Origin of the sequence: Maritimibacter dapengensis (assembly GCF_019218265.1) — a bacterium.
Lineage (GTDB): Bacteria > Pseudomonadota > Alphaproteobacteria > Rhodobacterales > Rhodobacteraceae > Maritimibacter > Maritimibacter dapengensis.
In genome coordinates this window covers 508,685-522,361 of record NZ_JAHUZE010000003.1, presented here as the reverse complement: position 1 = coordinate 522,361, position 13,677 = coordinate 508,685, and the positions used below count along the sequence as shown (strand labels likewise).

11 protein-coding genes are annotated in these 13,677 nt (G+C 61.9%); 5 read left to right on the top strand and 6 right to left on the bottom strand.

Annotation, left to right across the window (positions count from 1 at the left end; all coding sequences use genetic code 11):
• Nucleotides 1-8 precede the first annotated feature (8 nt).
• Complete coding sequence (locus KJP28_RS14715) at nt 9-884, top strand: methylenetetrahydrofolate reductase (RefSeq protein WP_218393371.1); 876 nt, start codon at nt 9-11, stop codon at nt 882-884.
• Nucleotides 885-935: 51 nt separating this feature from the next.
• Here the strand turns inward: KJP28_RS14715 and KJP28_RS14710 are convergent, their stop codons facing one another.
• Entirely contained in the window at nt 936-1,778 is an 843-nt protein-coding gene (locus tag KJP28_RS14710; RefSeq protein WP_218393370.1) for an ABC transporter permease, read from the bottom strand.
• Between the two features lie 88 nt (nt 1,779-1,866).
• On the opposite strand from KJP28_RS14710, the gene KJP28_RS14705 reads away from it, so the two are divergent.
• From KJP28_RS14705 to KJP28_RS14695, 3 genes are all read left to right on the top strand, one after another.
• The gene (locus KJP28_RS14705; protein ID WP_218393369.1) at nt 1,867-3,240 is read left to right on the top strand and encodes a KpsE/RkpR family capsule polysaccharide export protein; all 1,374 of its coding nucleotides are present in this window, start codon (nt 1,867-1,869) and stop codon (nt 3,238-3,240) included.
• Between the two features lie 4 nt (nt 3,241-3,244).
• Entirely contained in the window at nt 3,245-3,904 is a 660-nt protein-coding gene (locus KJP28_RS14700) for an ABC transporter ATP-binding protein (protein ID WP_218393368.1), read from the top strand.
• Nucleotides 3,905-4,050: 146 nt separating this feature from the next.
• The gene (locus KJP28_RS14695; RefSeq protein WP_218393367.1) at nt 4,051-7,131 is read left to right on the top strand and encodes a calcium-binding protein; all 3,081 of its coding nucleotides are present in this window, start codon (nt 4,051-4,053) and stop codon (nt 7,129-7,131) included.
• Here KJP28_RS14695 and KJP28_RS14690 read toward each other — a convergent pair.
• Both KJP28_RS14690 and glf read right to left on the bottom strand, forming a co-directional pair.
• Nucleotides 7,128-8,783 carry a M10 family metallopeptidase gene (locus tag KJP28_RS14690; protein ID WP_218393366.1) on the bottom strand — a complete coding sequence of 552 codons (1,656 nt, stop codon included), beginning with the start codon at nt 8,781-8,783 and terminating at the stop codon, nt 7,128-7,130. The genes KJP28_RS14695 and KJP28_RS14690 overlap by 4 nt on opposite strands.
• Nucleotides 8,784-8,870: 87 nt before the next feature.
• The gene (gene glf, locus KJP28_RS14685; RefSeq protein ID WP_218393365.1) at nt 8,871-10,016 is read right to left on the bottom strand and encodes a UDP-galactopyranose mutase; all 1,146 of its coding nucleotides are present in this window, start codon (nt 10,014-10,016) and stop codon (nt 8,871-8,873) included.
• Nucleotides 10,017-10,137: 121 nt separating this feature from the next.
• Here glf and KJP28_RS14680 point away from each other — a divergent pair, with 121 nt between their 5' ends.
• Nucleotides 10,138-11,025: a 2-dehydro-3-deoxygalactonokinase gene (locus tag KJP28_RS14680; protein ID WP_218393364.1), complete on the top strand. Its 888-nt coding sequence runs from the start codon at nt 10,138-10,140 to the stop codon at nt 11,023-11,025.
• Here KJP28_RS14680 and modC read toward each other — a convergent pair.
• From modC to modA, 3 genes are read right to left on the bottom strand one after another with little or no spacing between them, the layout of a single operon-like run.
• Complete coding sequence (modC, locus tag KJP28_RS14675; RefSeq protein ID WP_218393363.1) at nt 11,022-12,107, bottom strand: molybdenum ABC transporter ATP-binding protein; 1,086 nt, start codon at nt 12,105-12,107, stop codon at nt 11,022-11,024. The two genes, KJP28_RS14680 and modC, sit on opposite strands and share 4 nt — an antisense overlap.
• A complete protein-coding gene (gene modB / locus KJP28_RS14670; RefSeq protein WP_218393362.1) occupies nt 12,104-12,793 on the bottom strand; it encodes a molybdate ABC transporter permease subunit in 690 nt (229 codons plus the stop codon). Before modB ends, modC begins: the two co-directional genes overlap by 4 nt.
• Nucleotides 12,790-13,545, bottom strand: coding sequence for a molybdate ABC transporter substrate-binding protein (gene modA, locus KJP28_RS14665; RefSeq protein ID WP_218393361.1), 756 nt, complete (start codon nt 13,543-13,545; stop codon nt 12,790-12,792). Before modA ends, modB begins: the two co-directional genes overlap by 4 nt.
• Between the last annotated feature and the right edge of the window lie 132 nt (nt 13,546-13,677).

Below are 13,677 nucleotides of genomic sequence, written 5' to 3'. Positions count from 1 at the left end.
AGAGGTCGATGTCTGTGGTTTCCCTGACGAAAAACAATGCCGCCCCGCTTGCCGAGTTGCTGGAAGGCGTTTCGATCGAAGTGATGCCGCGCACTGCGGCGAAAGTGGAGGATTTCACCGCGATCCTGCCCGCCGGCACGCGCGTCTACATCGCGCATATCGAGGGCACGCCGATCGAAGAGATGACCGACACCGCCAAGCGGCTTGCCGCAGGCGGGTTCGAGGTCATGCCGCATTTCCCGGCGCGGATCATGCGCGACGAGGCGCAACTGAAGGAGTGGATCGACCGCTACGTGTCGGAAGCCGGTGTGGAAACCGCGCTTCTGCTCGGTGGGTCGCCGACGACTCCGGTGGGTAAGATCGACAGCTCGATCCAATTGCTCGAGACCGGGTATTTCGACGGGTTCAAGAGGCTTCACATTGCCGGACACCCGGAAGGCAACAAGGACATCGACGCCAAGGGCACGACGACGAACGTGGACGAAGCGCTGCGCTGGAAGCAGGCCTACAAAGACCGCTCGGATGCCGAGATGGCGATCATCACCCAGTTCGCCTTTGCCGCGAAGCCGGTGACGGAATGGGCCGAACGGCTGGCCGATATGGGCATCACCATGCCGGTTCATGCCGGTGTCGCCGGGCCTGCGAAGCTTCAGACGCTGATCAAGTTCGCCATCGCCTGCGGCGTGGGTCCGAGCCTTGGCGTGCTTCAGAAGCGTGCGAAGGATCTGACCAAGCTGATGCGTCCGTTCGAGCCGACCGAAGTTCTGAACGATCTCGCCGTATACAAGGCCGAGAACCCCGACAGCCTGATCGACAAGATCCATTTCTTCCCGCTTGGCGGGATCAAGACGAGCGCGGAATACATGCGCGAGAATGGCGCGTAAGGTTCGAACGACAGAGAAATGACGGGAAACGGGGCCTCGCGGCCCCGTTTTTCATTTGCCCCGGTTCAGAAGGCGGTCGTGGTGCTGGCGCACCAGCAGCAGGCCGGGAACGAGCAAGAGCATTATGAACAGCATCACATAGGTCGTGCTGACGAAGGCCGCGTCGTAGCGGGGATAGACGGCCGCGCGACCGAGCGAAACGACGTGCATGAGCGGGTTCCAGTAGAGGATGTTCTGCACCGATTCCGGGAAGTCTTCATACATGAACAGCACGCCGGACGCGATGAAGAGTGGGCGTGAGGCGAATTTCCAGAAGTCACCGAGGACAGGGAGTTCGGCGAACAGGTAGCAGGTGAACACACCCCAGGCGAGCGATATGCCGCCGGCCAGCACGACCGCCTCGAGCATCAGCGGCACATCGAACCGCGGAGATTCCGGTGAGAAGAACGCGATAGCGTAGAGCAGGATGAAATAGACGATGAGCGCGGTCAGGAAATTCAGGAGAAAGCGTGCAATAATGGAATCGATCCATGTCACGGTTGGAAACTGGAGCAGAGATTTGTTGAACGTCAGCGCACCGGAAACCGGGCCTGCGAGTTGGTTGAAAATCGAGAACACCAGAAAGCCCGACGCGTAGAACATGATGAACGTCTTGCCGATTGGCGGGGTCCGCGCGAGCAGGCTGAAAGCGATCGTCATCACCATGATGAAGATCATGGGAGAGGCCAGCGCCCAGAGATAGCCGCCCGGGGATTTCCCGTATTTTTGCCCCATCTCACGCAGCATCAGTGCGAAGACCGACCTGAAAGTCGGGAACGAACGCATTCGGCCCGTCGAGCCGATCGGCTGGAGGGCTTTGGGAATCTCGATTTCGGGAGGTGCCGTCGCGCTCATGTGAGTGCAGTCCTACTGTCTGGCCTTGCAATGGTCTATTATGTAGAAGGGGCCGGAAAAACTCAATTGCGTGTGAAAGGTAGCGCTCTTGGCCGAGGATACGAGCTCGTCGCGAAAGAAGGCTGCGCCTGAGAAGGATGACGCGCCCGACGCGGACACTTCCGAGCGATCGGAAGCGACGACGACGGAGAATGACGCGAAGGCTCGGGCAAGGGCCGAACGGAAGGCCGCGATTGCCGCCGAGAACGCCGAGCTGACCGAAGAAGAGCGGCAGGAGCGGGCGCGCGAACGCACGCGGGCGCGGCCCATGCCCCGGGTCGTGGTGCGCCCCATGGCTCAGAAGGCGAAGACTCGGAAACGGCATTTCGGCCTCATATTGTCATTCTTCCTGATTGTTGCGCTGCCGGTTGCGGCGGTGACCTGGTACGTGTTCGAGCGAGCTGCCGACAAATACGCTTCGGATGTGGGCTTCACCGTCCGGCAGGAGGACGATGGCGGCGGTATGGCTCTCACCGGACTGGCTCAGTTCGCAGGGGCTGCGGGCGTCTCGGGGGCGCTGGATTCCGACATCCTTTACGAGTTCATCCAGAGCCAGGAGCTTGTCCGTCGGGTCAACGAGTCACTGGATCTCTGGACGCATTTTTCCCAGCACTACGAACAGGATCCGCTGTTCGCGCTGAAGCCCGGCGGCACGATCGAGGACCTTCACGATTTCTGGGGCCGCGTCGTGCATGTCGATTTCGACAGCAACACAGGGCTTATCGGGCTCGAAGTTCAGGCGTTCAGCGCAGACTTCGCGCAGTCGTTGGCCGATCAGATTTTGCAGGAGAGCCAGGCTCTTGTGAACGATCTCAACGCACAGGCGCGCGCGGATATGCTTCAGGCGGCGGAGGAGGATCTGGCAACTTCGGTCGAGCGGCTCAAGACGGCGCGTGAAGCACTGGTCAGGTTCCGCACCCGCACGCAGATCGTCGACCCGGAAGCGGACATTCAGAATCGCATGGGCGTGCAGAATTCCCTGCAGCAACAACTGGCGCAGGCATTGATCGACTATGATCTGCTCGTTCAGCAGGCCAGTCAGGAGGACCAGCGGGTCGTGCAGGCGCAGCGGCGGATCGACGTCATCCGTGAGCGGCTTCGGGAAGAGCGGCAGAATTTCGCCTCGGATCAGAGTTATGAGGGTGTCGAGGGCTATCCGACCCTGATTGCGGAATACGAAAGCCTTGCGGTGGACCGGGAGTTCGCGGAAGAGACCTACCGCGCCGCTCTGGCGCAACGGGATGCCGCCGTCGCAAATGCGACCCGCCAATCACGATATCTGGCGACCTATGTCCTCCCCACTCTACCCGAAACTGCCGAATACCCTCGGCATGGGCAGATCATCTTCATGGCGACGCTGTTTCTGACGCTTGGGTGGGCCTTGTTCGTCTTGATGTATTACTCGATCCGCGACAGGGGGTGACCGGATGATCCGGTTCGAGAACCTGTCGAAGACCTATTGGGTGAGAAATCGGCACAAGGTGGTCATCGACAACCTGAACCTGACCCTGCCGACCGGCAAATCGCTTGGCCTGCTTGGGCGCAATGGTGCGGGGAAATCGACCCTGTTGCAGATCATTTCCGGCGCACAGAAACCCACGACGGGGCGGGTTCTGACCGATGGCTCCATTTCCTGGCCGGTCGGACTCGCATCATCATTTCACAAGGACATGACCGGCGCGCAGAATGTCCGGTTCGTCGCGCGGATCTATGGCGTCGACAGTGACGAGCTTGTCGAGTTCGTGCGTCACTTCGCAGAGCTGGGCGACCATTTCTTCATGCCATTCAGCACCTACTCCTCCGGTATGCGATCCCGGATCACGTTCGGCACGGTGATGGGAATCAGGTTCGACACCTATCTGGTCGACGAGGTCACATCGGTCGGCGATGCGTCGTTCCGGCGCAAGAGTCGGGCGGTTTTCCTCGACCGGGTCAAGAACGCGTCGGCGATCATGGTGAGCCACAACATGGGTGAGCTTCGGGATTTCTGCGATGCCGGCGTCGTATTGAATGACGGCAAGATCGAATATTTCGATGACATCGAAGACGCCATCGAGGTGCATGAGAAACGTATGGCGCAATCCTGACGGGATGCCGCCGAACCGGGTTCCTTAACGGGTTCTGAAAATACCGAAAACTTGGCGATATTCTCCGCTGTGGCGTCACAATTGCGCTCCGCACCCTGCCCGTTCCGCCGGCCACAACACACCCGCTTGGGAAGCGGAGGTGTGGTGTGTCGATCAAGGTCGAGGGGCGGTTTTACGCGGGGCTTGGGGTTCTGGATGCCGGGATCGACCGTCTTGAATTCGTCGAAAACGGAAGTGGCCTGACACTGATTTCCGGGTCCGGGCGGAATGGTGGGTTGGCGACCTATGGCCTCGACGCGTTGGCGCCCCCCGTGCTCGTCGATTTGGAGGTTTTTGACGGCGGGTGGATTCAGGGTCTGTCGGATGTGTTCGCAGTCGTCAATGCACCCGACGGCGGGCTGGAGATCGTCGTCGGTTCTGCGGAGTTCGGCAAAGTTAGTGCCTTTTCTTTCACGGAGAACGGGCAGATTGGCACTCATGTCACCTACGACGGCTTGGGTGCGAGCTTTGGGCGCTCGTCCGCGATTTCGGGCGACGGTGGCATACTGGCATTCGTCAGTCAGGAGGGCGCGCTCGCCTGGGCGCGGCGGGACGCGGGCGGCGATCTTGTCGGGTTTGCCGATATCCCGGATGAAACGATTTCCTACGACAGTTTCGTCACCGCCGCGGCGCAAGTCACTCTAGGCGGCGCGGATATCCTCGTCGTGGGCGACGCGGGGAGCGACGGGATCAAGAGCTACGTGCTCGGTGCGGACACGGCAACGCTCGTCACGAATCTCGGCAAGGCAGACGGATCGGGTATGATGGACCCGACGCAGGTCGCCATTGTCGAAGTCCTGGGCGATAGTTTCGTCATCGCCAGTTCTGCTACGGACAATTCCGGGGCGCTTTCCGTTTTTCTGCTCGAGCCGGACGGGTCCCTGACCCGGACCGACCATGTCATCGACAATGGATTCACGCGGTTCGGCGGGGTCACGAGTTTGGCGACGGTCGAAGTGGATGGCAGGCAGTTCGTGGCCGCAGGTGGGGCGGATGACGGTGTAACGCTCTTCGTGGTCATGCCGGGCGGGACGCTTCAGTATCTGGAGACGATCGTGAACAACTGGGTCGGCGGCGGACCGGGCCAGGTCGCAATCGCGAATGTTTCGGCAATCGCGGCTGGTTTATTGAACGACCGAATCAGAATCATCGTGGCGAGCCAGGCGGAAAGCGGGCTGAGTGACCTGTCATGGGACGTATCGGGTCAGGGCGCGCAGTTCCTTGCGGACAACGCGGGCGAGGCAGTGACCGGTGGGGGTAGCGATGATCTTCTTGTCGGTCGCGCGGGAGACGACGCGATCTCCGGCGGTGGCGGTGACGATATTCTGGTCGACGGGAAAGGTGAGGATGTTCTGACCGGCGGTGCGGGCGCGGATGTGTTCGTTCTGCGCGATGACGGGCAACGCGACGTCATCATAGATTTCGATCCCTCGGTCGACCGGCTCGACCTTTCGTCATGGCCGTTTTTCTACGTCCCGCAAACCCTGACGATCCTACCGAACGCCGATGGTGCCGAGGTGACGTGGCGCGATGAGACGTTGATGGTGCGGTCCGCAAACGGCGGCACGCTGGCGGCCCATCAAATTCGTGGCGCCGTGATGACGACGCCGGACCGCCCGATGGATTTGTCGGGGTACAGCTTCCCCGACGACCCGACGGGGGGAGACGACGGGGGCGGTGGAGGAGATGATGATCCGGAACCGTATGATTTTAAGGACACCGACGGTGATGATCTGATCGACGGCACCGGCAACGCCGATACCATCCTGATTGGCGCGGGTGATGACGAAGTCCACGCCGGTGGGGGAAATGACCAGGTAGATGGCGGTTTTGGCAGAAACAGGGTCTTTCTTGATGCAGGCGATGACAGCTACGACGACCTGGGGCAGAGCGGGTCAGCCGATGGTGACAACGTTCATGGCGGGGCGGGCGACGATACCATCAGGACCGGCGCTTCCGCAGACGAGATCGACGGCGGCAGCGGAGATGACGTGATCCATGCTGGCGCGGGTCATGACGACGTGACCGGAGGGGCGGGATCGGACGAAGCCTATCTCGGGGACGGAAACGACAGGTATTTCGACAGCCTCGGCGAGGGGCCGGGCGAGAATGACATCGTCTTCGGCGGGGGCGGAAATGATTACATCGTCACCGGGGGCGGCAATGACCAGCTTTATGGCGAAGACGGTAATGACACGCTGGGCGGAAAGACCGGGCATGACCTGATCGACGCGGGGGACGGCGCCGATCAGGCCTATGGCGCTTCGGGTAATGACGAGATCTATGGTCGCGCAGGCGCGGACACACTCTATGGCGGTGCGGGCGACGATATCCTCGACGGTGGAGGCGACGATGACGCGTTGCACGGCGAGGCGGGCCTCGACCTGATCCGAGGCGGTGATGGCCACGACTGGATCCACGGTGGCGCGGATAACGACACGCTTGATGGTGGTGCGGGGAACGATGTGCTGATCGGAGACACGGGCGAGGACCGCTTGGAGGGTGGCGCGGGCGTCGATGTGCTCAACGGCAACGCCGGAGACGACATACTGGATGGTGGGGCAGGAAACGACCGCCTTTATGGCGGCGCTGGACATGACGAGATTCACGGCGGGCATGACATGGATCGGCTTTTCGGACATGGCGGCAATGATCGGATGTACGGCGACGCGGATCGCGACGTCATGTTCGGCCATGCGGGACGAGACAGGCTCTATGGTGGTGACGGCTACGATCGTGTGATCGGCGGGCAACATGACGATGTGCTTTTTGGGAATGCGGGTAACGACGTGCTGTTGGGTCAGGACGGGAACGACCGGCTATGCGGGCAACAGGACGATGACATTCTAAATGGAGGGGGCGGTCACGACAAACTCTATGGGGCATCCGGCAATGACCGGCTCATTGGCGGCGGCGGAAACGATCTGCTCGTCGCAGGAAGTGGTACGGATACTCTTATTGGCGGGGCTGGTCGTGACAGGTTCATCTTCACACAGACGAGCGGCGAAAACTTCGTTCGCGGGTTCAACTTAAGGCAGGATAGGCTCTTGTTTCGCGGGATCGACAAGAGTGACGTTTCGATCTCGAAGGCTGGTCCACATGTCACGGTCGAGTGGGATGAGGGGTCCGTCGTCCTTGTCAATCACGATGGACGCGGGTTTTGGTTCGACGATATCAACTTCAGCTAGCCGAGGTGATCGGCGACATGAAACGCGCTTATCAGGTCGTGACTGTTCATTACGCCCAGCAACTGGATCATGTCACCTGAATCGAACTTCAACTGCACACCCGACGAGGTCTGAAACGCGACATCCAGGATTCCGCGTGGATCCGTTGGGTTCGGTAGCAGATGCGGATCGAGGATGAGCCTGTCACATGTTGGATCGAAGTCCTGGATCACATCGGACCCATCGCCGCTTCGAAACACGAACCTGTCACTTCCAGCGCCAAGTTGGACGGTATCATCACCGGTTCCCGGGTTCACGAGGTCGTCGCCCGCGTTCGCGCGGATAATGTCGTTTCCAGCGCCGGCGATGATCTGATCCGACCCGGCGTGCGCGATGATGAGATCGTCGCCCGCGCCACCTGTCGCGAGATCGTCGCCGGTCCCGGCCTTGATCCGGTCATTGCCGTCTTGTCCGAAGAGCTGATCATCCCCTTCGCCCCCGAGGAGGAGATCGTTGCCATCCTGCCCCCGCAACAGATCGTTGCCGCCGCCTGAGCGCACGACATCGTCGCCAGCTCCTCCTGATACGGTGTCATGTCCGGCCCGCGTAACGATCAGGTTGTCGGCGTCGTTTCCGATGACCCGGTCATTGCCTCGCCCGGAAATCGCACGTTCGATCGTCACCCCGTTGGCGATGGTGAAGCCGCCCGCAATGCCATCGGCCGCAGAGAGAAAGCCGCCTCCCCCAATGCTGTAGTCGAGTTTGGCGGGGCGAAGGTCGATCACGCAGTCGAACACGCCGCCGTAACGGATGGTGTCGTAGCCTCCGGCATCCCAGATCGAGACCCAATAGGTTCCAGTTCCGTTCAGACCGGGCAGATCATAGGTGTCATCACCCGTCGCGTGGGTCATGTTCGCGCCGTAGGCCGCCTGTAGAACGGCGATGTCGAGCGCCATCGGCCCCGCTTCGACACCCCAGAGACCGTCTGCGCCGGGGCCGCGCCCGATGGTTCCAGTGTTCAGGCCTTCGTTGTAGGACATCACTGTGAAGACGCCCTGATTGAGATCGAAATCGCCATAGTCACCGAACGCGTTACTGACGCCGGACAGGACGCCGGATGAGCCGCCTTCGTCATGCGGGTGTGCGAGGCCGAGACCATGCAAGAGCTCGTGCACGATCGTGGCGAAACCGACACCGCCAATTTCAAGATCGCCTCCCGGTTCCCGATCCCATGCGGCACCGTTGAACATGCCGCGCCCGTGGCCCGGATAGTAAGGGGGGTTGAAGAAACCGAGCCTGTGCGGGGCCATTTGTTCGTCGGCGTCCAGACCCAGAACGAAATCCGCGCTGAAGAAACTGTCGACCTGTGTGAATGTTACTTTGGTAACCGCCTCGATAAGACGGAACGCCCGGGTCACCTGCTGGACCTCATATGCGTTCCAGCCCTCGCTATAGTAGACGGTGCCGCTATCGGATACGACGTAGTCGCGATTTTGGGCGAAATAGACACTGATTTCCGTGTCCGAGAGCGTATCACCCCAGTCGATCGCGGCTGTAGGGGTTTCGGCAACCCGGCCGGACGTTTCCGATCCGTCGCCCGAATCGGCATGACCCGAGGCATCGGTTGCATAAGCAACCGCGACAACAGGTTTTTCGGCGCGAAATTCGCTCATCTCCCGGCCCTGCAATGGACACCCCGTGAGCAATTTATCATTCATTTAGGTCAAATGGGACCTAACCGATCAGGCAGGGTTAACTGGTCAGAGCGGATGGTTCACGAATATCGGAAAAGCCGCGCCCGTCGCGTCGGATTTCAGGAACGCGCGGGCGGTGTCGAGCGCTTCGCGGATCGTCACATCCATATCGAGATAGCGATAGGTCCCGAGACGCCCGACGAAGGTGACATTCGTTTCGGCCTCGGCACGAGCCACATAGTCCGCCAGCATCGCTTTCTCCTCCACCAGCCGGATCGGGTAGTAGGGGATGTCATCGGGGCCGCATTCGCGCGAGAATTCCCGGTAGAGCACGGAGCCTTCGTGGCTTTCCCAAGGGCTGAAGTGCTTGTGCTCAGTGATCCGGGTGAAGGGCACGTCGCGGTCGCCGTAGTTCATCACCGCGCATCCCTGCCAGTCGCCCTTGGCCGTGAAGCGTTCGAAGTCGAGCGTGCGGTAGCCCAGACGCCCCTCTTCAAATCCGAAATAACCATCGAGCGGGCCGGACCAGACGATATGATCATGGTCGTCGCGCATGGAGGGGTCGTAGGGCGTTTCAAGTCGGACGGTGATGTTCGGGTGATCGAGGATCGCCTCGACCATCGGCGTGTAGCCGTCACGCGGCATGCCCTGATGCCGATGGAAAAAGTAATTGTCGTCGTAGTTGAAGCGCACGGGGAGGCGTTTGAGGATCGAAGCGGGAAGATCGGTCGGGGAGCAGCCCCACTGCTTTTCCGTGTAGCCCTTGAAGAACGCTTCGTAGAGATCAGGGCCGACGAAACGCAGCGCCTGCTCTTCGAACGTCTGGGGATCGGTGATGGTGGTGTCGGCCTGTTCTTCGATGAAAGCGCGGGCCTCATCCGGGCGCATGGTCTTGCCGAAGAACTGGTTGATCGTGTGCAGGTTGACGGGGAGCGAATAGACCGCGCCCTGCGTCGTGGATTTCACCCGGTTCTTGTAGGGTTCGAACGACATGAAGCGGTTGACGTACTCCCAGACCTCGTCGTCGTCGGTGTGAAAGATGTGGGGGCCGTAGACATGGACCATCACGCCTGTTTCGGGGTCTCGTTCGGTGTGGCAATTCCCGGCGACGTGGTCGCGCGCGTCGATCACCGTGACATCATGGCCCGCTTCCGCCATTTCGCGACCGATCACCGCGCCGGACAGCCCGGCGCCCACCATCAGGAATTTCATGCCACGCTCCTTGTTCGGGTCGATCCGATGTCTCACGCACGGGGCAGTCGTGCAAGCGGGGTTTGCCGCGGGAGGCGTTGCAGGCTAGATACCTCTGGTTTCAAGAGCATCGGATATCGGGATGAACGACAGGCAAACCGACTGGATGGCAGTCGAATGGCGGCCGGGGGCACTTCGGATCTGGGTGATGGACGACGCGGGTCAGGTAAAGGCGCGGTTGGACGGGACCGAAGACACGCGCGCACTTGGCCCCGAAGCGTTCGAGATCGCATTGGGCGGGCTGATCGCCGGTTATCTCGAAGATGACGCGCCGACCGAGATCCTAATCGCAGGCGACCCGGCGCGGCCCGGGTTCTGGTCGGATGATGTTGCGGGGCGCAAGGTGCCTTGTCGTCCCGTCGAGCCGGGAAGCGCGGTGCGGGTGGCGATGCGTGACGCGAGGCTCGATGTGCGGGTGGTGCCCGGGCTGGTGCAGGCCGCGCCCCCCGCGCTCATGCTGGCCGACACGCTTCGCGTGGCCGGATACCTTGCCGCGAACGAAGGGTTCGACGGGGTGCTGTGTTTGCCCGGTGCGCGCAGTCATTGGGTGCATGTGAGCGCGGGCGAGGTGGTGTCATTCCAGACCGTGCTGACCCGCGACCTGACCGAAGGGTCGCTTCGCGCGATGAACGTAGAGCCGATGGACGCGACATTGGGCGAGATCGGCCTCGCCTCGATGGAAGACGTGATGTCGCGGCCTGAGCGGATCGGGCAGAAAATAGGCTCTAACGCTGCTCAAGTTGCGCTTGGAAACACCAGCGCGGAGGATAGCCGCGAGGCGGTTCTCGGCGCGTTTCTTGGCCTCGAGCTGGCCGCGATGAAACCGTTCTGGCTTGGTCAGCAGGTGGCGCTAATCGGGCGCGACGGGATGCGGGACGCATATTCGCGGGCGCTTGAAGCGCAGGGCATTACGCCGATCGCGGCGGACGAAGAAGAGACGCTTTTGTCCGGGTTTCGCGCGGCGCGCTAGGCGCGGGTCTTGCCCAGATGCTCGCGCGCTACCGACACGGCCTTCAGGATGGCAAAAATCTCCTGTCCCGGTGCAAGACCCAAGGCATCGACCGACCGGCGCGTCACCCGTGCCAGCATGAGGTTCCCGCCAGCATCAAGCTGCACCATCGCGCCGGGGCCGTCGCCAATGCGGACGTCGCGGATCGTCGCGGCGAGCACGTTCAACGCGGATATGCCTTCGGGCCGGGTCTTGGCGAGCATGACGTCCTGCGCCTCGACCAGTACGCGTAATGTCTGGCCGGGATCGCACGGGACATGAGGGATGAGGAGCCGGGTTGAGCCGGCGGACAATTCCGACAGCCCGTCGGCGTGATGCGCGACCACCTTGGCCTCGAGCATCGCGCCCGCCGCGCCCGGTCCGAGGGGCGTGATCTGCGGATCGGCAAGCACTTCTTGCGCTGGGCCGGTGCGCAATATGTGACCCTGTTCCAGGACAATTATCGTGGTCGCGAGGCGGGCGACTTCGGCGGCGGAATGGCTCACGTAAAGCACGGGCACATCAAGCTCGTCCCGTAACCTCTCGAAATATGGCAGTATTTCTGACTTATGGTCATCGTCGAGCGCGGCGAGCGGTTCGTCGGCCAGTAGAAGCCTTGGCCCTGAAAGGAGCGCGCGCCCGATCGCGACCCGGCTTTTCTCGCCGCCGGACAGGTCGGCCGGACGGCGAGAGAGCAGCGCGCCGATACCCAAAAGCTCAACAATAGTGTCCAACTTGGGAAGGTTTGCACCTTTTGGCGCGTACTTGCGACCGTAGGCAAGATTTCGTTCCACCGTCAGATGCGGGAACAGGCGCGTGTCCTGAAACACGTAGCCCATGCGGCGCCGATGCGGCGGGGTCCATGACGTCCTGTCTTGCAGAACCTCTCCGTCGAGCTCGATCAGACCCTGTTCCGGGCGCATCAGTCCGGCGACGGCGTTCACGACGCTGGTCTTGCCCGATCCGGACCGTCCGAAGAGAACGGTGACGCCAGGAGGCGCTTCGAAGGCCACGTCGAGGGCGAAATCCCCGAGGCGGTGTTGGATGGACACTTTGAGGCTCATCCGCCAACCCTCCGCGCCACCCGGCGGGCGAGCCATTCGGACAATGCGAGCGCGCCCAAGGCGATGGCAACCGACACCGCGACGAGCCGCAATGCGGCGCTTTCACCACCGGGAACTTGTAGGAACGCGTAGATTGCAGAGGGCAGGGTTTGCGTCTGTCCGGGTATGTTAGAGACGAATGTGATGGTGGCGCCGAATTCGCCCATGGCTTTCGCGAAGGCGAGGATCGCGCCGGTCAGGATGCCCGGCAGGATCAGCGGCAGGGTGACCGTGACGAAGACCTGAAGGCGGGATGCGCCGAGGGTGGCGGCGGCGTCTTCGAGTTTCGGGTCGACCGCTTCGATGGACAGACGCATCGCACGGACCATAAGCGGGAAAGCCATGATCGCGGCGGCGAGCGCGGCCCCGGTCCAGCGGAAGGCGAAGGTGATGCCGAGCGGATCGAGAAGGCGGCCAAGCGGTCCCTGGGTTCCGAAGGCGAGGAGCAGGAGATAGCCGGTCACGACAGGGGGCAGGATGAGTGGCAAATGCACGAGGCCGTTCAGCACCTGACGGCCAGGAAAACGCCAGCGCGCCAGTGCGTAGGCTGTTAGAAGTCCGAACGGAATAGACCCTAACATGGCCCAGAATGAGACTTTGAGCGAGAGCGCGACCGCCTGCCACTCTTCTGGGCCGAGCCAGTTCACGGCGTATCCTCGACCGCGTCGAAGCCATAATCGGCGAATATTCTGCGCGCGGTTTCGCCGGTGAGGTAGGCGAGAAACGCATCTGCGTCGCGGGCCTCGCTTCGGCTCACGCGGGCGGCGGGATAGCGGATCGGTGCGTGGCTGTCGTCGGGAAAGCGGGCGACGATCGCGACCCTGTCATCCGCTTTCGCATCGGTGGCGTAGACGACGCCCAGGGGCGCTTCACCTGTCGCCACGAGTGCGAGCGCGGCGCGCACGTTGTCGGCCTGTGCGACCCGGCCTTCGAGCATGGGCCAAATGCCGAGATGCTCGAACGCGGCTTTGCCATAGATACCGGCGGGAACCGACGTGACGACGCCCATCGCGAGGTATCCCTCCGGCCCGAGCGCTCCCATTAACGCCTTGGCGGTGAGCTCCACGTCCGGCGACGGTGCTCGGGCGACCAGAACGAGGCTGTTTTGAAGGATATCACGGAGGCTGTCGGAGACGATGTCGCCGTCGGCGTCGAGGACGTCCATCCATTCGGTGTTGGCGGAGATGAACACGTCCGCCGGGGCGCCGAACCCGATCTGACGTGCGAGAAGACCCGAGCCTGCGAAGGACAGGGTAACATCTGTGCCCGTCTCGGCCTCATATAGCGCGGCCACGTCGCTCAGCGCGTCACGCAGGCTTGCGGCGGCGAAGACCGTGAGGTCGTCGGCCATGGCCGGTGCCGCCAGAAGGCAGGCGCATATGGTCGCAAGGCGCAGCATCGCTCCACCATAGCCCTATGCGTGGGGCGGTCCGCAAGGCGGGAATCCGGCTTTGGGAGTGCAGAAATCATCTTGTGGTCAAAGGTTTGGGTTGCGATGTATGTTGGACGCGACGGAACAAAGACGGTGGAG

Coding starts and splice junctions, on each gene's coding strand:
- KJP28_RS14715 (WP_218393371.1), top strand. CDS start 9: ATGTCTGTGGTTTCCCTGACGAAAAACAATGCCGCCCCGCTTGCCGAG.
- KJP28_RS14710 (WP_218393370.1), bottom strand. CDS start 1,778: ATGAGCGCGACGGCACCTCCCGAAATCGAGATTCCCAAAGCCCTCCAG.
- KJP28_RS14700 (WP_218393368.1), top strand. CDS start 3,245: ATGATCCGGTTCGAGAACCTGTCGAAGACCTATTGGGTGAGAAATCGG.
- KJP28_RS14690 (WP_218393366.1), bottom strand. CDS start 8,783: ATGAGCGAATTTCGCGCCGAAAAACCTGTTGTCGCGGTTGCTTATGCA.
- glf (WP_218393365.1), bottom strand. CDS start 10,016: ATGAAATTCCTGATGGTGGGCGCCGGGCTGTCCGGCGCGGTGATCGGT.
- KJP28_RS14680 (WP_218393364.1), top strand. CDS start 10,138: ATGAACGACAGGCAAACCGACTGGATGGCAGTCGAATGGCGGCCGGGG.
- modC (WP_218393363.1), bottom strand. CDS start 12,107: ATGAGCCTCAAAGTGTCCATCCAACACCGCCTCGGGGATTTCGCCCTC.
- modA (WP_218393361.1), bottom strand. CDS start 13,545: ATGCTGCGCCTTGCGACCATATGCGCCTGCCTTCTGGCGGCACCGGCC.